This window comes from Thermohalobaculum sp. (genome assembly GCF_058622915.1).
Genome location: NZ_JBZSYN010000002.1, coordinates 53,001 through 77,957, shown reverse-complemented (window position 1 = coordinate 77,957; position 24,957 = coordinate 53,001). Strand labels below are relative to the sequence as shown.

General features: G+C 68.1%; 24 protein-coding genes. 3 read left to right on the top strand and 21 right to left on the bottom strand.

The window, feature by feature from the left end:
- Positions 1 to 183: 183 nt before the first annotated feature.
- A complete protein-coding gene (locus tag AC32QD_RS00505) occupies positions 184 to 1,644 on the bottom strand; it encodes an NCS1 family nucleobase:cation symporter-1 (RefSeq protein WP_492008513.1) in 1,461 nt (486 codons plus the stop codon).
- A gap of 503 nt (positions 1,645 to 2,147) precedes the next feature.
- Here AC32QD_RS00505 and AC32QD_RS00500 point away from each other — a divergent pair.
- On the top strand, positions 2,148 to 2,342 hold the full coding sequence (locus AC32QD_RS00500; protein WP_492008512.1) for a histone H1: 195 nt from the start codon (positions 2,148 to 2,150) through the stop codon (positions 2,340 to 2,342).
- Here the strand turns inward: AC32QD_RS00500 and AC32QD_RS00495 are convergent.
- Complete coding sequence (locus AC32QD_RS00495; RefSeq protein ID WP_492008511.1) at positions 2,339 to 2,734, bottom strand: hypothetical protein; 396 nt, start codon at positions 2,732 to 2,734, stop codon at positions 2,339 to 2,341. The two genes, AC32QD_RS00500 and AC32QD_RS00495, sit on opposite strands and share 4 nt — an antisense overlap.
- 375 nt (positions 2,735 to 3,109) lie before the next feature.
- Positions 3,110 to 3,538, bottom strand: coding sequence for a hypothetical protein (locus tag AC32QD_RS00490; RefSeq protein ID WP_492008510.1), 429 nt, complete (start codon positions 3,536 to 3,538; stop codon positions 3,110 to 3,112).
- A gap of 220 nt (positions 3,539 to 3,758) precedes the next feature.
- On the opposite strand from AC32QD_RS00490, the gene AC32QD_RS00485 reads away from it, so the two are divergent.
- The gene (locus AC32QD_RS00485) at positions 3,759 to 4,709 is read left to right on the top strand and encodes an IS1 family transposase (RefSeq protein WP_492008509.1); all 951 of its coding nucleotides are present in this window, start codon (positions 3,759 to 3,761) and stop codon (positions 4,707 to 4,709) included.
- Positions 4,710 to 4,786: 77 nt separating this feature from the next.
- Here the strand turns inward: AC32QD_RS00485 and der are convergent, their stop codons facing one another.
- From der to AC32QD_RS00400, 17 genes are all read right to left on the bottom strand, one after another.
- Positions 4,787 to 6,157, bottom strand: a complete 1,371-nt coding sequence (der, locus tag AC32QD_RS00480) for a ribosome biogenesis GTPase Der (protein ID WP_492008508.1) — start codon at positions 6,155 to 6,157, stop codon at positions 4,787 to 4,789.
- Positions 6,158 to 6,192: 35 nt separating this feature from the next.
- The gene (locus tag AC32QD_RS00475; RefSeq protein ID WP_492008507.1) at positions 6,193 to 7,512 is read right to left on the bottom strand and encodes an outer membrane protein assembly factor BamB family protein; all 1,320 of its coding nucleotides are present in this window, start codon (positions 7,510 to 7,512) and stop codon (positions 6,193 to 6,195) included.
- Between the two features lie 2 nt (positions 7,513 to 7,514).
- The gene (locus tag AC32QD_RS00470; protein ID WP_492008506.1) at positions 7,515 to 8,180 is read right to left on the bottom strand and encodes a hypothetical protein; all 666 of its coding nucleotides are present in this window, start codon (positions 8,178 to 8,180) and stop codon (positions 7,515 to 7,517) included.
- Between the two features lie 88 nt (positions 8,181 to 8,268).
- Positions 8,269 to 9,054 (bottom strand): 3-methyl-2-oxobutanoate hydroxymethyltransferase, encoded by a 786-nt coding sequence (gene panB / locus AC32QD_RS00465; RefSeq protein ID WP_492008517.1) that lies wholly within the window; start codon positions 9,052 to 9,054, stop codon positions 8,269 to 8,271.
- Positions 9,055 to 9,189: 135 nt separating this feature from the next.
- Positions 9,190 to 10,371, bottom strand: a complete 1,182-nt coding sequence (gene lpxB / locus AC32QD_RS00460) for a lipid-A-disaccharide synthase (RefSeq protein ID WP_492008505.1) — start codon at positions 10,369 to 10,371, stop codon at positions 9,190 to 9,192.
- Between the two features lie 90 nt (positions 10,372 to 10,461).
- The gene (gene lpxA, locus AC32QD_RS00455) at positions 10,462 to 11,247 is read right to left on the bottom strand and encodes an acyl-ACP--UDP-N-acetylglucosamine O-acyltransferase (RefSeq protein ID WP_492008504.1); all 786 of its coding nucleotides are present in this window, start codon (positions 11,245 to 11,247) and stop codon (positions 10,462 to 10,464) included.
- Positions 11,244 to 11,756, bottom strand: coding sequence for a 3-hydroxyacyl-ACP dehydratase FabZ (fabZ, locus tag AC32QD_RS00450; protein WP_492008503.1), 513 nt, complete (start codon positions 11,754 to 11,756; stop codon positions 11,244 to 11,246). Before fabZ ends, lpxA begins: the two co-directional genes overlap by 4 nt.
- Before the next feature lie 105 nt (positions 11,757 to 11,861).
- On the bottom strand, positions 11,862 to 12,473 hold the full coding sequence (locus AC32QD_RS00445) for an OmpH/Skp family outer membrane protein (RefSeq protein WP_492008502.1): 612 nt from the start codon (positions 12,471 to 12,473) through the stop codon (positions 11,862 to 11,864).
- Positions 12,474 to 12,490: 17 nt separating this feature from the next.
- The gene (gene bamA / locus AC32QD_RS00440) at positions 12,491 to 14,800 is read right to left on the bottom strand and encodes an outer membrane protein assembly factor BamA (protein WP_492008516.1); all 2,310 of its coding nucleotides are present in this window, start codon (positions 14,798 to 14,800) and stop codon (positions 12,491 to 12,493) included.
- 121 nt (positions 14,801 to 14,921) lie between these two features.
- Positions 14,922 to 16,265, bottom strand: coding sequence for an RIP metalloprotease RseP (rseP, locus tag AC32QD_RS00435; protein WP_492008501.1), 1,344 nt, complete (start codon positions 16,263 to 16,265; stop codon positions 14,922 to 14,924).
- A 23-nt stretch (positions 16,266 to 16,288) separates the two neighbouring features.
- Complete coding sequence (dxr, locus tag AC32QD_RS00430) at positions 16,289 to 17,470, bottom strand: 1-deoxy-D-xylulose-5-phosphate reductoisomerase (RefSeq protein ID WP_492008500.1); 1,182 nt, start codon at positions 17,468 to 17,470, stop codon at positions 16,289 to 16,291.
- Positions 17,471 to 17,474: 4 nt separating this feature from the next.
- Positions 17,475 to 18,314 carry a phosphatidate cytidylyltransferase gene (locus tag AC32QD_RS00425; protein WP_492008499.1) on the bottom strand — a complete coding sequence of 280 codons (840 nt, stop codon included), beginning with the start codon at positions 18,312 to 18,314 and terminating at the stop codon, positions 17,475 to 17,477.
- Between the two features lie 29 nt (positions 18,315 to 18,343).
- Positions 18,344 to 19,081, bottom strand: coding sequence for an undecaprenyl pyrophosphate synthase (gene uppS / locus AC32QD_RS00420; protein ID WP_492008498.1), 738 nt, complete (start codon positions 19,079 to 19,081; stop codon positions 18,344 to 18,346).
- Positions 19,082 to 19,171: 90 nt separating this feature from the next.
- On the bottom strand, positions 19,172 to 19,750 hold the full coding sequence (frr, locus tag AC32QD_RS00415) for a ribosome recycling factor (RefSeq protein WP_492008497.1): 579 nt from the start codon (positions 19,748 to 19,750) through the stop codon (positions 19,172 to 19,174).
- Between the two features lie 23 nt (positions 19,751 to 19,773).
- Complete coding sequence (gene pyrH / locus AC32QD_RS00410) at positions 19,774 to 20,520, bottom strand: UMP kinase (RefSeq protein ID WP_492008496.1); 747 nt, start codon at positions 20,518 to 20,520, stop codon at positions 19,774 to 19,776.
- Between the two features lie 66 nt (positions 20,521 to 20,586).
- Positions 20,587 to 21,495, bottom strand: a complete 909-nt coding sequence (locus AC32QD_RS00405; protein ID WP_492008495.1) for an aminotransferase class IV — start codon at positions 21,493 to 21,495, stop codon at positions 20,587 to 20,589.
- 48 nt (positions 21,496 to 21,543) lie between these two features.
- The gene (locus tag AC32QD_RS00400; protein WP_492008494.1) at positions 21,544 to 22,746 is read right to left on the bottom strand and encodes a mandelate racemase/muconate lactonizing enzyme family protein; all 1,203 of its coding nucleotides are present in this window, start codon (positions 22,744 to 22,746) and stop codon (positions 21,544 to 21,546) included.
- A gap of 175 nt (positions 22,747 to 22,921) precedes the next feature.
- Here AC32QD_RS00400 and AC32QD_RS00395 point away from each other — a divergent pair, with 175 nt between their 5' ends.
- Positions 22,922 to 23,845: a zinc ribbon domain-containing protein gene (locus AC32QD_RS00395; protein ID WP_492008493.1), complete on the top strand. Its 924-nt coding sequence runs from the start codon at positions 22,922 to 22,924 to the stop codon at positions 23,843 to 23,845.
- Here the strand turns inward: AC32QD_RS00395 and AC32QD_RS00390 are convergent.
- The gene (locus tag AC32QD_RS00390) at positions 23,835 to 24,917 is read right to left on the bottom strand and encodes a zinc-binding dehydrogenase (protein WP_492008492.1); all 1,083 of its coding nucleotides are present in this window, start codon (positions 24,915 to 24,917) and stop codon (positions 23,835 to 23,837) included. The two genes, AC32QD_RS00395 and AC32QD_RS00390, sit on opposite strands and share 11 nt — an antisense overlap.
- Positions 24,918 to 24,957: the final 40 nt, after the last annotated feature.

Below are 24,957 nucleotides of genomic sequence, written 5' to 3'. Positions count from 1 at the left end.
GATGCCCACCGCGCTCAGGGGCCGCTTCTACCCGGGCGAGGAGCGCGAGGCGCTGTGCCCGATCGAGGATGCCGCCGCGCGCCTCATCGCCCGCCTGCGTGCCGGCCCGGTCGAAAGCGGCGAGCGCATCACCCTGTGAGGCCGGGCCGCCCGGGGCGGCGCTCGGGGGCCGGCCGCCCGCGCTCACGCCCGCCCGGGCGCTGCCGGCGCGACCGCGCGCCCGCCCATCAGCACGTAGTAGAACAGCGCGCCCAGGATCGCCCCGATCACCCAGGCATAGCCCGAGAGGAACTCCAGCGAAGGCACCCACACGGAGGAGACCGAGAAGATCCCGCCCAGCCCGAAGGCGATCAGCGCCTTCCTGTTCCAGCCCCGCTCGTAATAATAGGCGCCGTTCGGGTCCGAGGAGAACAGCTGCTGGATGTCCACCTGCTCGTTCTTGACCAGGTAGTAGTCGGAGACGATCACGCCGTAGACCGGCGCCAGGATCGCGCCCAGCGTGTTGACGAAGCCGGCGATGCCGATCTCGCTGATCAGCGAGACCCACAGCGCGCCGACGAAGAAGGCGACCACGGCGGTGATGATGCCGCCAAGCCGGAAGTCGATCTTGCTCGGCATCAGGTTCGACAGGTCATAGGCCGGCGGCACGAAGTTGGCGACCACGTTGATGCCCACCGTCGCAGCGAAGAACATGATGGCCGCGATCACCGTCAGCCCCAGATTGTCCACCCGGGCGATGATGTCGGTGGGGTTGGTCAGCTTCTGGCCGAACACCACCAGCGTGCCGCCGGTCACGAACAGCGCGATCAGCGAGAAGAAGGCGATGTTGAGCGGCAGGCCCAGGAAGTTGCCGATGCGCATCTCGCGCTGGCTGCGCACGAAGCGCGAGAAGTCGCCGAAGTTGATCACCACGGCGGCGAAATAGGCGATCATCGTTCCGGTGACGCTGAGGAACGCCGCGAGCGGGCCGCCCTGGTAGTGGCCGGTGCCCTTGAAGATGGTGCCGACCGCGGTGAGCATCTGGCCGCCGGCCTCCGACCACAGCACGACGGTGAGCAGGATCATCACCACATAGACCGACGGCCCGGCCCAGTTGAGGAACATCCGGATCCATTCCATGCCGCGCGAGAACAGGTACATCTGGAACGCCCAGACGATGACGAAGGACACCCAGTCGACCGCGGTCAGCCCCAGGAATGTGCTGCCGCCGGTGGTGCCGAGCACCGCGTTGATCAGCAGCGCGAGCGCGGTCGAGGCGAAATAGGTCTGCACCCCGTACCAGAAGATGGCGACGATGGCGCGCATCATCGCGGGCAGATTGGCGCCGCGCACGCCGGTGCTCGAGCGCGCCATGACCGCGAACGGAATGCCGAAGCGCACGCTGGGGCGCCCCGACAGGTTGACCAGCACCATGATGATCAGCCCCGCCAGGATGATCGCGCCCATCACCGCCCAGCCGTTCAGCCCGTAGGTCAAAAACAGCGAGGCGGCGAGCGTGTAGCCGAACAGGCTCTGGATGTCGTTCGACCAGACGTTGAAGATTTCGAACCAGCCCCAGCGCCGGTCCTGGTGCTTCACCGGCGCCAGATCGGCGTTGTAGAGACTTGGGTCGATCTGCCTGATTTGCAGGTCCTGGTCTGCCATGATGTTCCCCCGTTGATATTCTGGCCCCCGCCAGACAAATGTCCTCCTCCGGCCGAAGTGACGCAGTGCGCCGGCCACAAGAACCGTCCAAGGTCTCAATATCTGTCAGCGGGCCTGAATCGGGTCTGGCCGTTTATTTCGCACAATCCCCGACCACCCCGTCTATCATGTCCGGCCATCATCGGACAGGATTTTTTGACAGCGGGTCAGTTTGAAATTGGCGACCTCTGACGCGAATGTCGCTCGCCGCTTGCGCTTCCGATATGCTTAGCGTGAAGCATAGGAGGATTGGATGCCCCCTAATCGATTTGTCCTCTCGGGCAGGTGTGAACGCTGCCAACGTAGCGCGACTATGACATACGAGGAAGACGACCAAGACGGCGGAACGACCCGCTTGGTCGAAACGTCTGGTTGCTGTCGGATCAATCGCGACGGCAAGCCTGTCTGTGAATGCGGCGGAACAATTGCCCCGGGGTCCTAAAGGCGAAAAGCGACCCGCTGACGTGATCGGCGCTGCCGTGAAGGTGGCCCGCATTGCCACTGGCGAGGAACAGGAAGACACGGGCCAGGGCGAAGGGAAGGACAAGGCCGCTCAGGCGATGGGCCGGAAGGGCGGGAAGGCCCGCGCGGCCAAGCTGACCAAGGAGCAGCGGGCCAAGATTGCGCGGAAGGCCGCCAAATCTAGATGGAAGCCCTAAAGTTCGGGTATTTCGCCCCGGAAGATTTTCCTTCTTAGTGCAATAGTCCGCTTATATCCGTCAGCATTTATATAAACCTCCAATATAGCGTCTTCTTCTGTTTTAATTCGAAAACTTGGAAGAACAACAAGGCCAATCTGATCCTTTCTAGCATCCTTCAATTCTGCTCCTATCTTGGCCTTTATTTCGTTGTTGAGCAAAAGTTCAACCTCAATTTTGGAAACACCGCCGAGCGGAAGTATCTCAATATAAAGACCAAAATTAATCTGCGCCGGCATCTCCTTAACTACCACATCACCAGAATATGCGTTGACCAAAGTATGCTTATTATGCGACCCTTCAGCCACATACTCACAAAGAACAACGTTCCCGAATTTGATTGTTTTTGCCATTATTGTGGGAATTCGATCTCAGGACTTTCCTTCTCTACTCTCGTGTGAAAAAGAGCCGCAGAGGAGGTTTTTTGGGCCCATTCAGGCTCTCTCAAATTTCGCCTAGACGCTTCCAGCGGATATTCGGGAATATTCGATAGCTCGGCGCCGGTTAACGCGAAAAGCAAGTCCGAAATTGTGTTTAGCGTCCAGTTGCCAGGCTGGCCGAGAACACGGCTAATGACCTCCGGCTTGCGCCCGGTTCTCCGCGCTAGGTCAGCCTTGCTCATTCCGGATTTTTCAAATTCCCCAAGAACTAGAGAGTGAATACGGTGCTGCGTGCGCGCCCGCAAGTATATCTCAGCCTCGGCGGGAGTCCGGACGTCCTCATCGGGTCTATACAGCCACGAAGTTTGTGCCATATTTTTCTATCTCCCTTGCCCTGAAAGGGGGAATTTTCCCAAACAACCTGTCCCACTCGCGACGACATTCTAGGACTTCTTGGCTAAATCTTGAGATATTGTCTCGAAAGTTCCAAGTTAGCGCGATGAACAGGTCCTTATCGCCGAAACCACCGAAACATCGAATGCCATCGTCTTCCGTCATGCAGCGGAAGTCCCAGATTTCTTTTTCGATGGGATTGGTTCGCGCCATCACAGCGTAGCTAGGTTTCTGGATTGGATCTTCCGCCACGCTTAGGACATCTCCAGATGTGAACCGATCCAGAGTCTCGCGAAAGACGATGTGTTGCCTTCGTTCACGCCCCCTGGGCCAAGGAGGGGTCACCGCATGCAGCACTTCCGTCGAGACAAACAGATCACGCATACACGGCTCCCCGGGCAGAGCTGGGCCAAGATAGTGCAGCTCTCTGCCCTTCAGGCGACTGATCCCAGCCTTGATTTGATCCGATATTGATTTATAAGTCAATAACGCGCTCGCAACACACCTGCGACAATCTGACTCAAAATGACACCCAGATGGAAGAGAAATGACAAACTGACAAGATATACTTGACGCTAAGCATTAAAGTTCAATTATATGGGGTATGAACAAATTGCCCCTGCATAAGCGCGTCATGATCCTGAGCCTGCTGGTCGAGGGATCGTCCATGCGCTCGATCAGCCGGACGGTCGGCGTGTCGATCAATACCGTGACCAAGCTGCTGATCGAGGCGGGCGAGGCCTGCGCCGCCTATCACGACAAGACGGTGCGCGACGTGAAGGCCAACCGCGTTCAGTGCGATGAAATCTGGTCCTTCTGCTACGCCAAGGCAAAGAACGTTGAGCGGGCCAAGGCTGCCCCTGACGGCGCTGGCGATGTGTGGACCTGGACCGCGCTTGAGAGCGACACGAAGATGATCCTGGCTTGGGAAGTTGGCGACCGCTCGGCAGAGACGGCGATTGAATTCATGGACGATCTGCGGGCACGGATCGACAACCGAGTGCAGCTGACGACGGATGGCCACCGCGCTTATCTGGACGCCGTAGAGGGTGCTTTCGGCGGCGACGTGGATTACGCCATGCTGGTGAAGCTGTACGGCTCAGTCAGTGGGAAATCGGCCGAGAACCGCTCCAGCCCCGCCGAGTGCGTCGGCACTCACAAGGCGCGGATCGAAGGCAACCCCGACCCGGCGCATGTCAGCACGTCGCATGTCGAGCTCCATAACCTGACCATGCGGATGGGAATGCGCCGGTTCACGCGGCTGACCAACGCATTCAGCAAGAAGCTGGAAAACCATCTTCACATGCTCTCGCTCTACTTCGTCCACTACAACTTCTGCCGCCGGCACAAGAGCCTCGGCGGCATCTCGCCCGCGATGGCCGCTGGCGTGTCCGACACGCTTCGCGATCTGGAGTGGATCATCAGCCTGATCGATGCTCGATCAGCGCAGCCCCGGACGCGCGGCCCTTGCAAAAGCGCGCACTGGCAAATTCAAACTGACCCACTCCCCCGAAGAGGCGCTGGACAGAGCCGGCGCCCCGCCGGCCATGGTTAATTTTGCCCAAACAAAGCGCGGAAATTCATACAGGTCTTATATAAGACATATAAGAGTCATCCGCGGCCAAACCGGCCTCAGCCGCGCCGGGCATAGGGGTTCTCCCCCTTGCGCAAGGCCAGCCGGATCGGCACGCCGTCGAGGTCGAAGGCATCCCGCAACCCATTGACGAGATAGCGAATATAGCTCTCCGGCAGCGCCTCGGGCCGCGAGCACCAGGCCAGAAAGCTCGGCGGCCGCGCCTTCACCTGCGTCATGTACCGCAGCTTCACCCGCCGCCCCGCCACCGCCGGCGGCGGATGCTCCTCCACCGCCGCCTGGAGCCAGCGGTTCAGGCGGGCGGTGGAGATGCGGCTGTTCCACACCCGGTGCATCTCGACGACCGCCTTGCCCAGTCGCTGCAGCCCCTGCCCGGTCAGCGCCGAGACCGGCACCAGCGGCGCGCCGCGAAGCTGGGGCAGCAGGCGCTCGAACGCCTCGCGCAGTGTGCGCAGCCGGGCTGGCTTTTCCTCGACCAGGTCGCACTTGGACAGGCCGATCACCACCGCCCGGCCCTCGCGCTCGGCAAGGTCGGCGATGCGCAGGTCCTGGGTCTCTAAGGCCGTGGCCTCGTCCATCAGCACCACCACTACCTCGGCGAAGCGGATGGCGCGCAGCGCGTCCGAGGTCGAGAGCTTCTCCACCTTCTCCTGCACCCGGGCCTTGCGGCGCAGGCCGGCGGTGTCGAACACCCGGAACCGGCGCCCGGCCCAGTCGCAGGTCACCGCGATGGCGTCGCGCGTGATGCCGGGCTCGGGCCCCGTGAGCAGGCGCTCCTCGCCGAGGATGGCGTTTACCAGCGTGGACTTGCCCGCGTTCGGCCGGCCCACCACGGCGATCTGCAGCGGCCGGTGCTCGGCCAGCGCATCGGCCTCGAGGTCGGTCTCCGCCGCGTCCGCCACAGCCCCGGCCAGGCGCTGCACATGGCCGTCCAGCGCGGCGTAGAGATCGCCCATGCCCTCGCCATGCTCGGCCGAGATCGGCACGACATCGCCGAGCCCCAGCGCATAGGCCTCGAGCGCGCCCGCCTCGCCGTCGCGGCCCTCGGCCTTGTTGGCGCACACGATCACCGGCTTGCCGCGGCGGCGCAGCAGCTCGGCGAACACCTCGTCGGTGGGCGTCAGCCCTGCGCGGGCGTCGATCAGGAACAGGCTGAGGTCGGCGCGTTCGATCGCCCGCTCGCTGAGCCGGCGCATGCGGCCGGGCAGGCTGTCGTCGGACACGTCCTCGAGGCCCGCCGTATCCACCACGGTGAAGGCCAGGTCGCCCAGATGCGCCTCGCCCTCGCGCAGGTCGCGGGTCACGCCCGGCTGGTCGTCGACCAGCGCCAGGCGCCGGCCGACCAGCCGGTTGAACAGGGTCGACTTGCCGACGTTGGGACGGCCGATGATCGCGACGGTGAGGGACATCGATGGGGCTCCGGGGCGCGCGCGGCCCCGCGGCGCTAGCGGAAGGCGTAGAGCGTCGCGTTGCGCGTCAGCACATAGACCGTGCCGTTCGCCACCATCGGGCCGGTGATCGAGCCCTCGTCCAGATGCGTGCGGGCCACCTCCTTGCCGGTCTCGCCGTCGAAGGCCATCAGATTGCCGCGCTCGTCGGAGACCAGAACGCGGCCCGCCACCAGCACCGGGCCGGAATAGGCAATGGCGCCCTTGCGGTCCTTGGGGTTCCTGAAGGCGGGCAGCTGCGTGGCCCACAAGGTCGAGCCGTCGCGCACCGACAGGCGCATGACCACGGCGTCGTCCGAGACCACGAACACGGTGTCGCCCGCGGCCCAGATCGGCGAGTCGGAGCCGACGTCGCGGGTCCACACGCGCTTGCCATCGCGCCCGTCGATGGCGACCATGCGGCCCGCCTGATTGGCCGCCAGCACATAGGGACCGACCACCACGGGGTCGCCGGAGATGTCGGTGATCGCTGCGCGCGCCAGGCCACGGCGGCCCCCGGTCAGGAGCGCGCTCCACAACCGCCGGCCGGTGTCCGCGGCGACCGCCACCAGCTCGCCCGAGGCGAAGGGGAGGAGCGCGATGCCACCCGCCATGGCCGGGCTCGACCCGCCAAGCAAACTTGCGTTCGAGGCCGCTGCCTCGATCCGCCAAAGAACCTTGCCGGTCTCGGCCTCCAGCCCCACGGCGCGGTTGTCGCGGGTGACCGCCACGACGACGCCGCTCTCGACCGCCGGAGCCGCGCGGAACGGGGCACCGAAGGACTGGGTCCACAGGACCTTGCCCGAGGCCGGGTCGAGGGCGAGAACGTCGCCGAACCCGGTGGTGGCGTAGAGCCGCCCGCCCTCCGCGGCGAGCCCGCCGCCGAAGCCTTCCACGCCATGCTCGCCCTTGGGCGCGAGGCTGACCTGCCAGCGCCGCGCGCCGGTGCTGGCGTCGAATGCCGACACCTTCGCCGAGGCGTCGAGCGTGTAGACCGTGCCGTTGACGGCGATCGGACGGCTGGTGATCGGCGCGTCGCTGCCGCCGGTGCCCGCGTTCGCGGTCCAGGCCACAGTCAGCGAGGTCGGCCCCGCCAGATTACCCAGATTGTGCGCGGCGTTGCCGTTGGTCTGCGTCCATTCGGCGTTCTTGTGCGCCGCCGGCAGCGGCTGCTCGATCGGGGCCTTGTTGGTCGCCACCGAGATCTCGGGCCTGACGGGGATACGCTCGCCCTTCAGCTTTTCCTTGTGGCTGCAGCCCGCCAGGGCGACGAGCGCGATCAGGACGGCGCACGGCAGCAGCGCGGCCCGTGCGGGCCGGCGGTCGGGTCGTGACATGGTCAGCTTTCCCCCTTCTTTCCACCCGGGGACGGCATCTCGCCGCCGCTGGCGAGCAACAGCGCGGCGGCGCGGTCGATCGTGTCACGGGTCGCGTCCGGACTCTGGATGATGGTGGTGAGATCGGCGTGGGCGCCCTTGATGTCGCCGGAATTCAGCTTGGCCACGGCACGCAGCTCCAGCGCCAGCAGGCGGTAGGGCGCTCCCTCGGCGGCAAGCGGGTCGAGCTGGGAGATCGCCTTCTTGGCGTCCATCTTGGGCAGCGCCAGGCGCACCGCCTCGAGCTTGGCCAGGTCGCCATAGGCGCGCGCGATCCCCGGCGTGGCACCCACCTCGCGGTAGAGACGCGCTGCCTCGTCGGTCTTGCCGGCCTCGGCATTGGCGGCGGCGAGGCGGAGCCGTGCAATCACCTTGGCGGCGCCGTCGGTCTCGGCAACGAGCTTCTTCTGCTGCGCCACCGAAGCGAGGTCGCTGTTGATGAACTTGCCGCCCAGCGCCCGCGCCACCTGGCGCTCGTGGTGCTGCCACCAGGTCCAGGCGGCGGTGCCGGCGATTAGCAGGACGATGCCCGCGATCACCAGGGGCGCGTACTTCTTCCACAGCCGGTACATCTGGTCCCGGCGGACCTCCTCGGTCACTTCGTGGATGAAGGAGTCGCTGTCGCTCACGGGTGGCCTCCTGTCGCCGTCGCGGGCAGACATGTAGCGCCCATGCGGCGGAAATAAAAGCGCAAACGCCGCAACGGGCCCGGCGCGCTCATCGCGCCTTGTAGGTGTGCTCCGGCGCCGGGAAGGAGCGGGCCCGCACTTCCTCGGCATAGGTGGCGACGGCGGCACGCATCATCTCCTCCATGTTTCCGTAGCGCTTGACGAAGGTGGGCACGGCGGGGAACAGGCCGATCATGTCCTCGAACACGAGGATCTGGCCGTCGCATTTGGCCGAGGCGCCGATGCCTATGGTGGGGATCGCAACCTCGTGCGTGATGCGGTCGGCGAGCGGCGCGGCGACGCCCTCGACCACCACCGAGAAGGCGCCGGCGCGCGCCACCGCCTGAGCGTCGGCGACCACGGCATCGAAGCGCGCCTGGTCGCGCACCGCCTTGAAGCCACCCGCCGTGTTGGTGGACTGGGGCATCAGGCCGATATGCGCCATCACCGGGATGCCGCGCCGGGTCAGGTGCTCGATGGTCGGCACCATGTCCACGCCGCCTTCGAGCTTGATGGCGTGGCAGCCGGTCTCCTTGACCACGCGGGCGGCGTTGCGGAAGGCGATCTCGGGGCTTTCCTCGAAGCTGCCGAAAGGCATGTCGACGACCACCAGCGCCTTGTCGGCGCCGCGCACCACCGCCTGGCCATGCATGATCATGTGCTCGAGCGTCACGCCCAGCGTGTTGGGCATGCCGTGGATCACCATGCCGAGGGAATCGCCGACCAGCAGCAGGTCGCAGACCTGATCGCAGATGTGCGCCACATGGGCCGTATAGGCGGTCAGGCAGACCAGCGGCTCGCCGCCCTTGCGCGCCATGAAGTCGGGGACGGTCATGCGCTTGCGGCCGTGCTCCGGATGCGAGATGGCGGACTTCTTCGAGATGGTGCTCTGTGTCGACATGCGGCTCCCTTTCCCGGCGTTTGCGGCGACCATAGCCCGCCCGGAGGGCGCGCAAAAGGGGGCCCCCGATCAGGGCGGCGGCCGCTCGCGCCCCAGTGCCCGCAGCAGCGACCGCGCCGCCCTGACCGAGGGCGGCGGGCCGCCGCGACCGAGTGCCACGAGCACGCGGGCTAAGGCGGCGCGCTGGGCCGCGCACGCGGCCTCGTCGCGCAGGAGCGCGAGGAGGGCCGGGGCCAGGGCCTCCGCCGAGCAGTCCGCCTGGAGGAATTCGGGCACCACCCGCGCGCCGGCGACGAGGTTGACGAGGCTCGCGGTCTCCACCCGGATCAGCGGGCGCAGCAGCGCCGCGGTGAGCGGGCTGGCGCGGTAGGCCGCCACCATCGGCGTGCCGGCAACCGCCAGATCGAGCGCGATGCTGCCCGACTTGACCAGCGCCGCGTCCGCCGCGGCGAAGGCGGCCCGGCGCCCCGCCTCGTCCGCCGGCGTCACGAGGACGGCCCCGGGCACCAGCCGCGCCGCAGCCGCCGCGACCTCGTGCTCGACCCCTTCGGCGAGCGGGATCGCGGCGCGCAGGCCGGGCAGGTCCGGGGCCAGGCGCGCCAGCGCCGCGGCAAAGACCGGCATCAGGCGGCGCACCTCCATGGCCCGGCTGCCCGGGGCGACCAGGAGCAGCGGCGCGCCCTCGGCCACGCCGGCACGGGCGCGCCAGGCGGCTGCCTCGGCCGCCGTGGCCGCCGGCGCCGCCACCGCCGGATGGCCGACGAAGTCACAGCTCATGCCGGCCGCGGTCATGTAGGGCGGCTCGAAGGGCAGGAGCGCGAGCACGTGGTCGACATGGCGCGCCATCGCCCGCGCCCGGCCGGGCCGCCAGGCCCAGACCGAGGGGGCGACGTAGTGGACGGTGCGGATGCGGGGCGCGCGGGCGCGCAGGCGCCGCGCGACACGCAGGGTGAAGCCGGGGCTGTCGATGGTGATCAGCGCATCCGGCCCCGCGCCCGCCGCATCCGCCGCCGTGGCCCGGATGCGGGCCATCAGCGCCGGAATGCGCGGCACCACCTCGGCCAGACCCATTACGCTCAGCCCGGCCATGTCGAAGCGGCGCACGAGACCCGCAGCGGCCATCTCCCGCCCGCCGATGCCCAGGAAACGCGTGCCCGGCTCCTCCGCCGCCAGCGCCCGCATCAGGCCGGCGCCGAGCCGGTCGCCCGAAGGCTCCCCGGCGACGAGATAGAGGGAGAGCGGGTGGCTCATGCGGGCAGCGCCGGCATGTGCGAGGGGACCGGGCCGGCCGGGATGCTGCCGGGCGAGGACCGCGCGCAAACCTGCCCGGCCATGCGCGCCTCATGCACCCCGGGGCAGGCAGAGGTGGCGCGCCGGCTCGGCGCGCACGAAGGCGGCGAGGCGCTGCACCGGCGCGATCTCCGGCCATTTTGCAGCCGCCCCGGCCGCCCCCTCGATCGGCGCGCCGCCCTCGAAGATCATCCGCCAGGCGCCGCGCAGCGCCTCGATCTCGGCCCGTCCGAATCCGTGGCGCTTCAGGCCGACGAGGTTGAGCCCCGAGAGCACAGCCCGGTTGCCGACCGCGGCGCAGTAGGGAGCCACGTCGCGGTCCACGCCGCTCAGGCCGCCGATGAAGGCATGGGCGCCGATGCGCACATGCTGGTGCACCGCCGCGAGGCCGCCGATCACCGCGCGCTCGCCGACCTCGACATGGCCGCCGAGCGCGGCATCGGAGGAGAGGATCACCCCCTCGCCCAGCCGGCAGTCATGCGCCACATGGCAGCCCGACATTACCAGGCAGCCGGCGCCGATCCGGGTGAGCTCTCCGCCCCCGGTGGTGCCCGCATGGATCGTGACGTGTTCGCGGATCATCGCGCGCGGCCCGATCTCGAGCCGCGTCGCCTCGCCCCCGTGTTTCAGGTCCTGCGGCTCGTGGCCCAGCGCCGCGAAGGGCCACACCCGCGTGCCGGCGCCGATCCAGGTGTCGCCCGCGACGACCACATGGGAGAGAAGCTCGACGCCTGCGTCCAGCCTCGCCCCAGGCCCGACCACGCACCACGGGCCGACGGATGCGCCCTCCTCCAGCCGCGCACCGTCGCTGACGATCGCGGTCGGATGGACGCTCACCCGGCGCTCCCGCCCCTTCTCGGGTCGTCCTGCTCGATGATCATGGCCGAGAACTCGGCCTCGGCCACCACCCGGCCCGCCACCCGTGCCTCGCCGGCGAAGCGGAACACCTTGCCGCGGCTGCGTGTGACCCGCACGTGCAGCTGCAGCACGTCGCCGGGCACCACCTTGGCGCGGAAGCGGCAGTTGTCGATGGTCATGAAATAGACCAGCAGGTCCTGATCCAGCGTGCCCAACGTCTCGACCACCAGCACCCCGGCGGTCTGCGCCATCGCCTCGACGATCAGCACGCCGGGCATCACCGGCTCGGCCGGGAAATGGCCCTGGAAATGCGGCTCGTTGATCGAGACGTTCTTGACGCCCGTCGCGCTCTCGCCCTTGCGGATGTGCTCGACCCGATCGATCAGCAGGAAGGGATAGCGGTGCGGGATCATGCGCTTGATGCGCGCCAGATCGGCGGTCGTTGCTTCGGCGTCGGTCGGGCTGCTCTCGGTCGTTTCGCTGGTCATCGCTGCATCCGCAATGGCTTGGCCCAATGCTCCGGCCGGTTCCGCCCCTTTTGAATACGGCCCGGCTTTCAAGGTCAAGCCTGATCGATGCGGCCGCGGAGCGGCTCAGTTCGGCGGCGCGCCGGATTGCTTGTTCCCCCCCGAGAGGATCTCGTCGAGCGAGGGAATCTTCGGCAGCGGAACCTCGCGGTCGAAGCGGGCGATCACCGCGTCGGTGATGTCGAGCTTCGGATCGGCGGCGATCGCGTCGTCCCGGTTGAGGATGATGTCGGCACCGCGGTCGGCGCGCACCTTCTCGAGGAAAGAGTCGAGGATCTGCAGCAGCTTCACCCGCTCGGCCCGGAACGCGTTTTGCAGCGCAGCCGCCTTGCGCTGCGCCTCGCGCCGGTCGCGCCGGACGCGGCGGTCGAACGCAGTGGTCAGCGCCTCGAACTGGTCGCGCGGCAACGTCGCGCGCAGGTCGGCCAGCTCCTTCTCCCTCGCGGTCAGCTTGCGTTTGGTCTGGTCGACGCTCGACTGCAGCTCGTTGGTCATGCGGCGCTCGGCCTGCGCCAGCGTGCGGGCATACTTGGTGTCGTTCAGCAGGTGCTGGCGCGAGAGCGTCAGGATCACCGGCCGCTGCCCGGCCTGCGCCGGGCCGAGAAGCAGCGGCGCCAACGCCAGGGCCAGCGCCTGGCGCCGCGTCCACCTCCACGGCCGCGGCGCTGCGATGGTCATGGCGCGTCCATCGGCACTCAGAAGCGGGTTCCGACGGAGAGCCGGAACAGCTCGCTCTGGTCGTATTTCTGCTCCACGACCGGGAAGCCGAGGCTGATCTGGAGCGGGCCGAACGGGGTGTCCATGAACAGCATCGGCCCCATGGCGACCCGCAGGTGCGGGGAAGCGTCGATGTTCGTGCCCGGGAACGAGGTCTTGTCGAGACCCCACAGGCTGCCGGCATCCACGTAGAAGCCGCCATAGATGCCGAGGTTCTTCGGCAGGCCCAGCGGGAAGGATACCTGGAAGCGCGAGATCGCGTAGTAGTTGCCGCGCAGCGCATCGCGGGTGGTGAGGTCCCGCGGCCCCAGCCCGTCGGGGCGGAACCCGCGGAAGGTATCGCCGCCGAGGCCGAACCGCTCGGTGACCCGGCTGTCCTGGCCGAGCGTGAACATGGTGCCGCCCTCGACCTCGACGCTGGCAATCACCTGCTTGTTGAAGAAGCCGAACCAGGTCTTCGCACTGGCGCTTGACTTGACGTAGCGCGACGAGCCGCCGAGCCCGGCGACGTCCTGGTTGAAGTCGATGGTGTAGCCCGAGGTCGGCTCGACGGGATCATTGCGCCGGTCGTAGAACAGTTCGTAGCCGACCGAGGAGGAGAACCAGCTTCCTTCGTCGGCCTTGATCGCCGTCGAGGCGTCGCTGGCCGCGGTCAGATTCTGGCGCTGGATCTGGTAGTGCAGGTTCAAGTTGAGGTCGTCCGAAAGCGGAAAGCCCACGCGCGGCCGGAATCCCGCGGCGTCGACCTTATACGACGACACGGTCCTGCGGTTCTCCTGGCGGTAATACGCGTCCCAGCCCACCGCCAGATGGCGGTCGAGGAAGCGCGGCTCGGTGAAGCTGAACTGATAGATCTGCGTGTCGCCCGACGCGGTGGCCTGAAGGCTGACGTTCTGGCCGCGGCCGAGGAAGTTACGCTCGCTCACCTTGACGTTGCCGATCGGTCCGACGCTTGAGGCGAAGCCGACGCCCAGCGACAGGCTGCCGGTGGACTCCTCCTCCACCTTGACCTTGAGCACCGCGCGGTCCGGGGCGCTGCCCGGCTCGGTGCTGATGTTGACCGACTTGAAGAAGTTCAGCGCCCGGATGTTGCTGCGCGACTCGCGGATCTTGCGCGCGTCGAAGGCATCGCCCTCGGCCAGCGTCATCTCGCGCCGGACCACCCGGTCCAGGGTCTGGGTGTTGCCCTCGATATCGATGCGCTCGACGAAGACGCGGCTGCCCTCGACCAGATCGAAGGTGATCGAAATCACGTGCTTCTTGGTGTCCTTGTGCACGCGCGGGCGCACCTGCACGAAGGCAAAGCCCTTCTGCCCCGCCAGATCGGTCAGCTTGTTGGAGATCTTGTCGACCTCGGCGGCGTCGTAGGTCTTGCCCTTGAGATCGGGCAACAGCTTCTTGAACTCGTCGGGCTTGAGGCCCGGCGCCGAGACCGAGACGTCGAACTTGCCGAAGCTGTACTGCTTGCCCTCGTCGACGGTGAAGGTGATGAAGAAGCCCGAATGGTCGGGGGCAAGCTCGGCCGTGGCCGAGAGCAGCGAGAAGTCGGCGTATCCGTGGTTCAGGTAGAACTGGCGCAACAGTTGCTTGTCCAGCTCGAGCCGGTTGGGATCGTAGGTGTCGTTCGAGGTGAGGAAGGACAGCCAGCTGCTCTCCTTGGTCTGGATCACCTGGCGCAGGCGGTGGTCGCTGAAGGCCTTGTTGCCCACGAAGTCGATCGACTTGACCCCGGTAACCGGCCCCTCCTTGATCTGGAACACCAGGTCGACGCGGTTCTCGGGGCGCTTGATGATGGCCGGTTCGACCTTGGCGCCGTAGCGCCCGATACTGCGATAGGTCTCGATGATGCGCTGGGCGTCGGCCTCCGCGGCCGCGGCCGTGTAGGGCAGGCGCGGCCGCAGCTGGATGATCTTGTTGAGATCGGCATCCTTGAGCTTGTGGTTCCCCTCGAAGGCGATCTTGTTGATGATCGGGTTTTCCTTCACCTCGACCACGAGCTGGTTCTTCGAGGGGACAATGCGCACGTCGCTGAACAGACCGGTGTCGTAGAGCCGGCGCACCGCTGCGTTGAGGTCCTCGGCAGTCACCGGCCGGTTGGTCGGAAGCTGCATGTAGGACAGGATCGTTCCGGTCTCGATTCGCCGGTTGCCCCGGATGATTACCGAGGTCCCCTTGGTCTGCTGCGTCTGCTGCGCCTCGGCCCAGCTGCCGGGCATCAGGCCGCCGGGGGTGCCCCCCAGCAGCCCCGCCAGGCCCGGCGCCAGCATGGCAAAGACGAGTCCGAGCACCAAGGCGCGGCATGCGCGATGGCGCCAAATCGCAACGGCTGGTTGCATCCCCTCTCCTCCCCGGTCGCGGCGCCCGAACGCCGACCCCGTGACCGGGCCTGTCCCTCGATTATGACGCGGCCTAGAGCCTTACCAAGTCATTATACGTCGCGAACACCATCAGCAAGATCACCAGCGATATGCCGATCGTCGTGCCGATCCGCAGCCACGCCCCGCCCACCGGGCGCCCGCGCAGGAACTCGATGACGTAAAACATCAGGTGCCCGCCGTCGAGCACCGGGATCGGGAAAAGATTGATCAGCCCGATCGAGGTCGACAGCACCGCGATCAGCTGGACGAACGAGCCCAGTCCCTGCTGCGCCGCGTTGCCCGAATACTCGGCGATGCGGATGGGCCCGCCCAGCTGGCTGGTGTCGGCGCCCTTGAACATCATGTCGCCGATATAGATCATCGTGCCCGAGACGATGTGCCAGGTCTGCTGCACGCCGAACAGCGCGGCACGGCCGATCGGGGTGGACTCGCGCACCGGCTCGATTCCGGCCAGCACGTTGCCCTGCACGCCCAGCGTGGGCAGCGGCCGGACCTTGCCGGTCACCGGATCGGGGCGATCCTTGAGCACGGGCGTGACGTCGATCGTGCGCTGCTTGCCATTGCGCAGCACCGTCAGCGCGAGCGGCTTGCCCGCCGGCTTGTCCGCCGTGGTCAGCTGCAGCTCGCGGAACGAGGTGATCGGCTTGCCGTCGATGGCCACGATCATGTCGCCCGGCAACATCCCCGCGCGCGCCGCCGGCATGCCCGGAACGACCTGCTCGATGCGCGGGGCGAGGCGGTAGGTAACGGTGATCTGCTGCGTCTTGCCGTTGCGCTTGACGGTGGCCTGCTGCGGCTTTCCGTCCGTCTTCGCCAGGACAGTGATGATGTCGCTGAAGCTCTTCACGTCCTGGCCCGCGATCGAGAGCACGCGGTCACCGGCCTTGAAGCCGATCTGTTGCGCCTCCTGCTGGTTGACCGCGCCGATCACCGGCTTGTTCGACCCCTGGCCCATCCACAGCGCCAGCGCGCAGAAAATCACGATGGAAAGCACGAAATTGGCGAAGGGTCCGGCCAGAACGGTCAGGACGCGCCGCCACAGCCGGGCGTTGTGAAAGGCACCGCGGCGCGCCTCCTCGCTCAGCGTCGCGTCGTCGGCCTTGCCGGCGCTGGCCGGGTCCATGTCGCCGACGAAGCGCACATAGCCGCCCAGCGGCAGCACCGCCACCTGCCAGCGGGTGTTGCGCCGGTCGGTCCAGCCGAACAGCGGCTTGCCGAAGCCAATCGAGAAGACCTCGGCCCTGATGCCGCACCAGCGTCCGATCAGGTAGTGGCCAAACTCGTGCACGAACACCACGATTCCCAGCACCACCAGGAACGGCAGCACCACGGTCACGATCGTCCCGAGCACGGGGATATTGGCAAGCAGCTCCATTCTCTCTCCTTGCACTCAGCCTATCAGGCGGCGAACCTTTGCACCAGTTCCCGACCGACCCGGCGCGCCTCGCCGTCGGCGCTGAAAATGTCGTCGAGATCGTTCGCCTCGGGCAGCCCGTCGAGGCGCTCCATCGCGTCCCCGACCAGCCCGGCCATGTCGAGAAATCCGATCTCGCCGGAAATGAAGGCGTCGAGCGCCACCTCGCGCGCCGCGTTCATCACACAGGCCGCGACGCCGCCGCGTGCCATGGCGCGGCGCGCCAGCTCGAGCGCGGGGAAGCGCCGTGTGTCGGGCGCCTGGAAGTCCAGCCGCGCGAGCCGGGCGAAGTCCAGCCGCTCGACCGGCAGCGCCGGCCGCTCGGGCCAGGCCAGGGCATAGCCGATCGCCACGCGCATGTCCGGCGGGCCCAGATGCGCCAGAATCGAGCCGTCGCGGAAGCCGACCATGGAATGGATGATCGACTGCGGATGCACCACCACCTCGATCTGGTCGGGAGAGACGCCGAACAGGTGCCGCGCCTCGATCATCTCCAGCGCCTTGTTGAACATGGTCGCCGAATCGATCGAGATGCGCGCCCCCATCGACCAGTTCGGGTGCGCCACCGCCTGCGCCACCGTGGCGCGGGCCATCTCGGCCAGCGAGCTGTCGCGGAACGGGCCGCCCGAGGCGGTGAGAATCAGCCGCTCGAGTGGGCAGCCGCGCGCAGCCGCGGTGAGCTGGAAGATGGCATTGTGCTCGCTGTCCACCGGCAGGAGCGTGGCGCCCGAGCGGCGCATCTCGGCGATGAACACAGGCCCGGCCGCGACCAGGCATTCCTTGTTGGCGAGCGCGATGGTGGCGCCGGTGCGCGCCGCCGCCAGCGTCGGCCGCAGCCCCGCCGCGCCGACGATCCCCGACATCACCCAGTCGGCCGGGCGCGACGCCGCCTCGACCAGCGCCTCGGCGCCCGCCGCCGCCTCGACCCCCGAGCCGGCCAGCGCCGCGCGCAGATCGGCCAGCCGCTCCTCGTCGGCGGTGACGGCGACCTGGGCCCCCAGCCGGCGTGCCACCTCGGCCAGCTCGGGGATATGGCTGTTGCCGGTGACCGCGACCACCTCGAAGGCGTCCCTGCCCAGGCTCTCGATCACCGAGACCGTGTTGGCGCCGATCGAGCCGGTCACCCCGAGGATGCTGATGCGCTGCGGCGCCGTGCTTTTCGTCATGCCTCTATCCGGTCACCACCGCTCCGCCGGCCAAGCCGCACGCCACCGCTAACACAACCACCGCGGGCGCCAGGCCGTCGAAACGGTCAAGCGCCCCGCCATGCCCGGGCAGAAGCCGGCCGGAGTCCTTGACTCCGAAATGGCGCTTCAGGGCCGACTCGGCAAGATCGCCCGCCTGCGAGACCAGCGCAATACCCGCCGAAAGCAGCGCCAGGTGCCCCGGCGCGGCCCCCGCCGCGGCGCCGGTAAGCGCACCGGCGAGTGCGGCCAGCAATACCCCGCCCGCCGACCCGGCCCAGGTCTTCTTCGGGCTCACGCGCGGCCACAGCTTCGGCCCGCCCACCAGCCTGCCGCCGAAATAGCCGCCGATGTCCGCGGCGGCCACGCTGACCACCACCCAGATGACGGTCGCGAACCCGCCCGGCTCGAGCCCGCGCAGGTAGACCAGAGCGATCCCCGCGGCCCCGATATAGGCTGCGCCCGGCAGGGCCCAGCCCGGCGCCCTGCGCCGGCCGTTGATGAGGTCCGAAAGCGCCGCGACGACCAGCGACCAGCCGAGCCAAACGACCCCTCCCTGCCAGGAGTAGCTCTCGGCCATCAGGGCCGCACCCGCGACACCGGCCAAGAGATAGGCGACGTCGAAGCCGCAGGGCCCGCCACGGTGCAGCGTGACCGAGCGATATTCCCACATCATCGCACCGGTGACGGCCGCGGCCAGCAGCGCCGTCCAGATGCCGCCGGCCCAGACCAGCGCCAGCCCGACCGCCGCGGCCACCGCCGCCGAGGCGACCCGCAGGCGCAGGTCGGCGAAACGGCGCGGCGTGTCGCCGGCGCCCGGGGTCATGCCGAAAGCCGCGTCCTCAACGGCGCCGCTCAGCCGCTGGCGCTGATGGCGCCGAAGCGGCGCTTGCGCTGGCCATAGGCGGCCAGCACCTCGGCGAAGCGCTCGGCCGAGAAGTCGGGCCAGCACTCGTCGACGAAGGCGAACTCGGCGTAGGCCGCCTGCCACAGCAGGAAATTCGAGATGCGCATCTCGCCCGAGGTGCGGATCACCAGGTCCGGGTCCGGCGCGCCGGCGGTGTAGAGCGCGCCCGAGATGGCCGCATCGTCGACCTCGCCGGGCAGGATCCGGCCGTCCGCCGCATCCGACACCAGGCGGCGGACCGCGCGCAGGATCTCGGCGCGCGCGCCGTAGTTCAGCGCCACCTGCAGCAGCATCCCGTCATTGTGCGCGGTGCGCTCCTCCATCTGCTTCATCACGCGCTGCAGGCCGCGGGGCAGCCGCGCCCGATCGCCCAGGAAGCGCACGCGCACCCGCTCGTGGTCCAGCTCGTCCACCTCGCGGATGATGTAGCTCTTGAACAGCCGCATGAGCACGGCGACCTCGTAGTCCGGCCGCCGCCAGTTCTCGGTGGAGAAGGCATAGAGCGTGAGCACGGCGATGCCGGTGTCGCGCGCCGCGCGGATGATCTCGCGCACCCGGTCCACCCCGCGGTGGTGCCCGACCGTGCGCGGCTTGCCCTGCCGCTCGGCCCAGCGCCCGTTGCCGTCCATGATGATCGCCACGTGGCGCGGCACCACGCACTCAACGCTGATCTGGATCTCGCTCAATGACTACCCCTCGCTCCCGGTCCGTGCACCCTCCCCGACGTCCGGCCTCCCCCCTCCGGACTCCGGCGCTGCCGCCAGCGGCATTTTGCATCAGACCTGCATGATCTCGTCCTGTTTCGAGGCCAGCGCCTCGTCGACTTTCTTGATGTAGCCGTCTGTCAGTTCCTGAATCTCGTCATGATACAGCTTTTGCTCGTCTTCGGGCATCCCGTTTGTTGCCGCCTTCTTGATCCGGTCCATGCCGTCCCGGCGCACATTGCGGATCGCGACGCGGGCGCCTTCTGCATACTGACTCGCAACTTTGGTCAATTCGCGGCGGCGCTCCTCGTTCAGCTCGGGAATCGGCAGGCGGATCAGCGTGCCCTCGCCCACCGGATTGATGCCCAGCCCGGACTGGCGCAGCGCCTTGTCCACCGCGCCGACGAGGCCCTTGTCCCACACGCTCAGCGTGATCATGCGCGGGTCCGGGACATTGACGGTCGCCACCTGGTTCAAGGGCATCGAGGTGCCGTAGGCCTCGACATGCACCGGGTCGAGCATCGAGGCCGAGGCCCGGCCCGTGCGCAGCGTGGCGAATTCGCTCCTGAGAGCGCCCAGCGCGCCTTCCATGCGGCGCTCGATGTCCTTGAGATCGACGTCGCGCTCGTAGCTGTGGACTTCTCTAGACATCGTCTCCGTCCTTTGGCCGGCGCTCAGGCCGCCGGCCCGACCACCGTGAAACGTCCCTCGCCGAACAGCACGCGCGTCATCGCGCCCTCCTCCTTGAGCGAGAAAACCACAATCGGCAGGTTGTTGTCACGCGCCAAGGCGATGGCGGAGGCGTCCATCACCTTAAGGTGTTTCCTCAGCACCTCGTCGTAACTCACCACATCGTAACGCACAGCGTCCGGGTTTTTCATCGGGTCGCTGTCATAGACCCCGTCCACCCGGGTGCCCTTGAAGATGGCGTTGCAGTCCGTCTCCATGGCGCGCAGCGTTGCGGCGGTATCGGTGGTGAAATAGGGATTGCCGGTGCCGGCGGCGAAGATCACGACGCGGCCCTTCTCCAGGTGGCGCACGGCGCGGCGGCGGATATAGGGCTCGCACACGGTGGCCATCGGGATCGCCGACTGCACGCGCGTGTGGATGCCCAGCCGTTCCAGCGCCGACTGCATCGCCAGCGCGTTCATCACCGTGGCCAGCATCCCCATATAATCGGCCTGCGCCCGGTCCATGCCCTGCGCCGCGCCGACCAGCCCGCGGAAGATGTTGCCGCCGCCGATCACCATGCAGATCTGGATGCCGAGGTCGTGGGCGCGCTTGACCTCGCCCGCGATGCGCGTGACCGTCTCCGGGTCCAGCCCGAAGTGCTGCTCGCCCATCAGCGCCTCGCCGGAGATCTTCAACAGGACACGCGGGTAGAGCGGCGCGTTTCGGGGTTTCTCGGCCAGGTCAACCATCGCGCGACTCCGCTCCCCGTCAGGCTGCGCGCAAAATGTGGGAAAACCAGGCGGGATGCAAGCGCGTCACGCCGCCGCGTAGTCCACCTCGTCGCGCATCGCGGGGCGGCGCATCCACTCCCAGTAGCGCGCGCGCACGCGCCGCGCCACCGGCCCCGGCGCGCCGTTCGAGAACACCCGCCCGTCGATGCGCGTCAGCGCCACCGGACCCCCGGCGGTCGAGGACAGGAACACCTCGTCCGCTTCCATCAGCTCGGCGGCCGGCAGGCGGCGCAGCTCGGCGGGGATCTCCACCTCGGCGCAGATCTCCAGCACCGTGCGCCGGGTGATGCCCTCGAGGCATCCCGCCTCGGGCGTCACCACCCGGCCCTCGCGCACGGCAAAGACGTTGAAGCCCGGCCCCTCGGCGATGTTGCCCGCATGGTCGGTCAGGATCACGGTCTCGCAGCCGCGGTCCTTGGCCTCCAGGAGCCCCCGGGTGAAGTCGCCCCAGTGATAGGTCTTCACCCGCGGGTCGATGCTGTCGGCGGGGATGCGGTGCACCTCCTTGGCGATCCAGGCGCCGGTGCCCTCGGCCTCGGCCTCGGGCGAGATCACCCGGATATAGGGCACGCACCAGGCGTAGAAGTGGTTGGCGCAGCGGCGCGGGTCGCGCGTGCCGGGGATCAGCGGCACGCCCCGGCTCGCCACCATGGCCACATAGGCCGCCTTCAGCCCCGAGCGCGCGACCATGGCGTGCAGCGCGCGCCGGATCTGATCGCGCGTCATGCCGACGTCGAGCCTCAGCGCCGCCATCGAGGCGTCGAAGCGGTCCAGATAGTCGGGCAGGCGGAAGAAGCCGCCCTCCCACACCGGCGCCACGTCATAGGTGATGTCCGAATGCACCAGCCCCCAGTCGGTGACCGGGATCGCCGCCTCGCCGATCGGCACGACCTCGCCGCGCATCCAGGCGGCGCCTTTGCTCCAGTCCGGCATTCCGAATCCTCCGCAGGGCGCGCGACCACCATTCGCGCCGCGAGAAAGCTACGGCGTCACCTCGCCCGGCGCCATGCCGAGATGCAGCTCGTCGCCCTCGTAGGGGTGCGCCCGGGCCAGCGCCTCGTCGAGCTCGATCCCCAGTCCCGGCCCGGTGGGCGGGATCACGTGCCCGTCCTCCCAGCGGATGCCCTTGACCAGCGCCCCGTGGAACCCGTCCCAGCGCTCGATCGACTCCAGGATCAGGAAGTTCGGGATGCAGGCGGCAAGCTGGATGTTCGCCGCCCCCTCGACCGGGCCGCAATACAGGTGCGGCGCCATCTGCGCGTAATGCGCCTCGGCCATGGCGGCGATCTTTTTCGCCTCCAGAATGCCGCCCACGCGCCCCAGCGCCGGTTGCAGGATCGAGGCCGCGCCGCAGTCCAGCACGCGGGCGAACTCCCACTTGGTGACCAGCCGCTCGCCGGTGGCGATGGGGATCGAGGTGGCCCGCGCCACCCGGGCCATCTCCTCGGGCATCTCGGGCGGCACCGGCTCCTCGTACCACAGCGGCTCGTAGGGCTCGAGCCGGCGCGCCATGCGCCTCGCGCCCGAGACCGTGAACTGCCCGTGCGTGCCGAACAGCAGGTCCGCCCGCTTGCCCACCGCCTCGCGCAGGCGCCGGCAGAACAGCTCGGCGCGCTCCAGGTCGTCCATCCGCGGCTGGTGGCCGTCATAGACGGTGTAGGGCCCGGCCGGGTCGAACTTGATGGCGTTGAAGCCCATCGCCAGGTAGTCGGCGGCGCGCTCGGCCGCCGTGTCGGGGTCGTTGTAGACGTTGCGCGCGGCCGGCGCGTGCGCATCGCCCTCGGCCGGGTAGATGTAGGTATAGGTGCGGATGCGCTCGCGGCAGCGCCCGCCGATCAGGTCATAGACCGGCTTGCCCGCCGACTTGCCGACGATGTCCCAGCAGGCGATCTCGAGCCCCGAGAGCACCGCCACCAGCGAGGCGTCGGGCCTGAGCGTGTAGCCCGAGCCGTAGGTCAGCCGCCACAGATGCTCGATCCGGTGCGGGTCGGCGCCCTCGAAGTGCCGGGCGAACACGTCGCGCACCATCTGCGCCACCACCTGCGGGCCGAAGGTCGCGGCATAGACCTCGCCCAGCCCGGTGATGCCGTCGTCGGTGCTCAGCCTGACGATGATGAAGTAGCGCCCGCCCTTCCTGGGCGGCGGGTTGCCCACGATAAACACCTCGCAATCGGTCAGCTTCATGTGCCCTCTCCGCTCGCTGGCGCGACCGGGGCCATTCTTCGGGCGATTCGACCGCCATTGCACCCCCTCGCGCGACCGCGACACCGCTTTTCGGCGTCGCATTCAGCCCTTCGCAGTCCGGGCGCCCTGGGGCATACTGGCCGGGAGGGGATGCGGCGGTGGAGCGATGTCGACGATGACTTCGGCACATTGCACGCATTGCGGATCGGAGATCGGCGCGGCGGACGAGTTCTGCCGCCTGTGCGGCCATGCCCAGCGCGCCGACGGCGAGATCTTCTTCCCGGTCTCGCCCACGAAGTTCGTGCTGATGAACCTCGCCACCTTCACGCTCTATTCCTACTACTGGGCCTATCGCTGCTGGGCATACGCGGCGGCCATATCGTCGCGGCGGATCAGTCCGTTCTGGCGCGCGACGCTGCTGCCGGTGACGGCGTTCTGGCTGCTGCGCCATGTCGAGGCCGCGAAGACGCGGGCCCGCAGACGAAGCGGGCAAGCCCGGCCCGAGGCCGGCGGGAGAAGCTCGATCAACGTCCTGCTGGCACTGTCGTTCCTGATCCTCAGCGCCGCCAGCAGGCTGCCGGACCCCTACAATATCGTCACAGTGTTCACCTTCGCGCCGCTTCTGCCGGCCTTGGGCGACATCAACAGGCTGAACCTCCGGCAGCCCGACCACTACCGGCGCAATTCCAGGTTCGGCATCCTCAAGGGCGCCTTCGTCTTGGTGATGCTCCCCGTCGTCGCCCTGCTCTCGGCCGAGACGGTGGGGATTCTCTCGCCCGGCGGGATCGCCAGCGACACCGGGCTGCTCGGCTGGGAGCAGCAGATGATCCACAAATACACCGGGCTCGCGTTTCAGTCCGACGGCAATCCCTGCCAGCCCGGAGGCGAGCTGGCGCTCAATTCCGTCTTCAAGCTCCCGGGACTGACGACCGATCGAAACGCGCCGGCCCCCCATCCCGACACCGGTCAGCTTCGTCTCGCGCAGGGACAAAGCTCCGCACTGCCCAAAGGGTTCAAGCGCGTCCCCGATGCCACGCCCGCCGCGGCGCCGGCGGCGCGGACCGCCAAACCGGCGGGCACCGCATGCCCTAGTCCATGATCAGGACATTGCGCAGGCCGATGCCCTTGCGCACGTTGTCCATCGCGGTGTTGATCTCGTCGAACGGGTAGCGGTGCGAGATCAGCTCGTCGAGCTTCAGCTGCCCGTCCCGGTAGAGCTCGGCCAGCCGCGGGATGTCGGCGCGGATGTCCGACTGGCCCATCTTCGAGCCCAGGATGCGGCAGGACTGGTCCGACAGCGCCAGCGGGTTAAAGGTCGAGCGCGCGTCCTTGTGCGCCATGCCCACCAGCACCGCCGCGCCCCCCGGCGCCAGCATCCGGTAGCTGTGGCCCATGGCCTCGGTGCTGCCGACGGTGACGAAGACATAGTCGGCGCCGCGCCCCCCGGTCAGCTCGCGCACCGCCTTGGCCGCGTCGGTGCTCGAGGCGTCGACCACGTGGCTGGCGCCGAACGCCTCGGCCGCGGCCAGCTTCTCGGCCGAGACGTCGACCGCGATCACCCGGTGCGCGCCGCCCAGCGCCGCCCCCTGCACCGCGTTCAGCCCGACGCCGCCCACGCCGATCACCACCGCATCCGTGTTCGGCCGCATGGCGGCGGTGTTGACCACCGCGCCCCAGCCGGTGATCACGCCGCAGGCCAAAAGCGAGGCGACGTCGAAGCCGATATCCTCGCCGATCCGGACCATCTGCGAGTTGTGCACCACCACCTCCTCGGCGAAGGCCGAAGTCCTCAGGCCCTGGATCAGCGGCGCACCGTCGGGAAAGCTCAGCGGGCTGTTCGAATCCAGCGGAAACCGCGTCTCGCAGCTGCCGCGCATGTTGCGCGCGCAGCACGGGCAGGCGCCGCAATTGCGCACCAGCGTGATCACCACGCGGTCGCCGGCGGCGAAGTCCTTCACATCGGCGCCGACCTCGGTGACCACCCCGGCCGCCTCGTGGCCATAGACCGCGGGCAGCTTGCCGCCCCAGCCGCCGTCGGCATAGGTCACGTCGGAATGGCAGATCGCCACCGCGTGCACCCGGGCGCGCACCTCGCCCGGCCCGGGCCGCGCCAGCCTAACCTCGCCGATCTCGAAGGGTCGCCCGAACTCTTTGCAAATGGCCGCGCGCATGGTTTTCCTCCCCCGGACTGCCGAGCCCGCGCCATTGTTC

Coding starts and splice junctions, on each gene's coding strand:
- fabZ (WP_492008503.1), bottom strand. CDS start 11,756: ATGACCAGCGAAACGACCGAGAGCAGCCCGACCGACGCCGAAGCAACG.
- AC32QD_RS00400 (WP_492008494.1), bottom strand. CDS start 22,746: ATGAAGCTGACCGATTGCGAGGTGTTTATCGTGGGCAACCCGCCGCCC.
- dxr (WP_492008500.1), bottom strand. CDS start 17,470: ATGACGAAAAGCACGGCGCCGCAGCGCATCAGCATCCTCGGGGTGACC.
- AC32QD_RS00390 (WP_492008492.1), bottom strand. CDS start 24,917: ATGCGCGCGGCCATTTGCAAAGAGTTCGGGCGACCCTTCGAGATCGGC.
- AC32QD_RS00505 (WP_492008513.1), bottom strand. CDS start 1,644: ATGGCAGACCAGGACCTGCAAATCAGGCAGATCGACCCAAGTCTCTAC.
- pyrH (WP_492008496.1), bottom strand. CDS start 20,520: ATGGTTGACCTGGCCGAGAAACCCCGAAACGCGCCGCTCTACCCGCGT.
- AC32QD_RS00405 (WP_492008495.1), bottom strand. CDS start 21,495: ATGCCGGACTGGAGCAAAGGCGCCGCCTGGATGCGCGGCGAGGTCGTG.
- AC32QD_RS00425 (WP_492008499.1), bottom strand. CDS start 18,314: ATGACCCCGGGCGCCGGCGACACGCCGCGCCGTTTCGCCGACCTGCGC.
- der (WP_492008508.1), bottom strand. CDS start 6,157: ATGTCCCTCACCGTCGCGATCATCGGCCGTCCCAACGTCGGCAAGTCG.
- AC32QD_RS00445 (WP_492008502.1), bottom strand. CDS start 12,473: ATGACCATCGCAGCGCCGCGGCCGTGGAGGTGGACGCGGCGCCAGGCG.
- AC32QD_RS00485 (WP_492008509.1), top strand. CDS start 3,759: ATGAACAAATTGCCCCTGCATAAGCGCGTCATGATCCTGAGCCTGCTG.
- panB (WP_492008517.1), bottom strand. CDS start 9,054: ATGACCGTCCCCGACTTCATGGCGCGCAAGGGCGGCGAGCCGCTGGTC.
- lpxB (WP_492008505.1), bottom strand. CDS start 10,371: ATGAGCCACCCGCTCTCCCTCTATCTCGTCGCCGGGGAGCCTTCGGGC.
- AC32QD_RS00490 (WP_492008510.1), bottom strand. CDS start 3,538: ATGCGTGATCTGTTTGTCTCGACGGAAGTGCTGCATGCGGTGACCCCT.
- frr (WP_492008497.1), bottom strand. CDS start 19,750: ATGTCTAGAGAAGTCCACAGCTACGAGCGCGACGTCGATCTCAAGGAC.
- AC32QD_RS00475 (WP_492008507.1), bottom strand. CDS start 7,512: ATGTCACGACCCGACCGCCGGCCCGCACGGGCCGCGCTGCTGCCGTGC.
- AC32QD_RS00395 (WP_492008493.1), top strand. CDS start 22,922: ATGACTTCGGCACATTGCACGCATTGCGGATCGGAGATCGGCGCGGCG.
- AC32QD_RS00495 (WP_492008511.1), bottom strand. CDS start 2,734: ATGGCAAAAACAATCAAATTCGGGAACGTTGTTCTTTGTGAGTATGTG.
- rseP (WP_492008501.1), bottom strand. CDS start 16,265: ATGGAGCTGCTTGCCAATATCCCCGTGCTCGGGACGATCGTGACCGTG.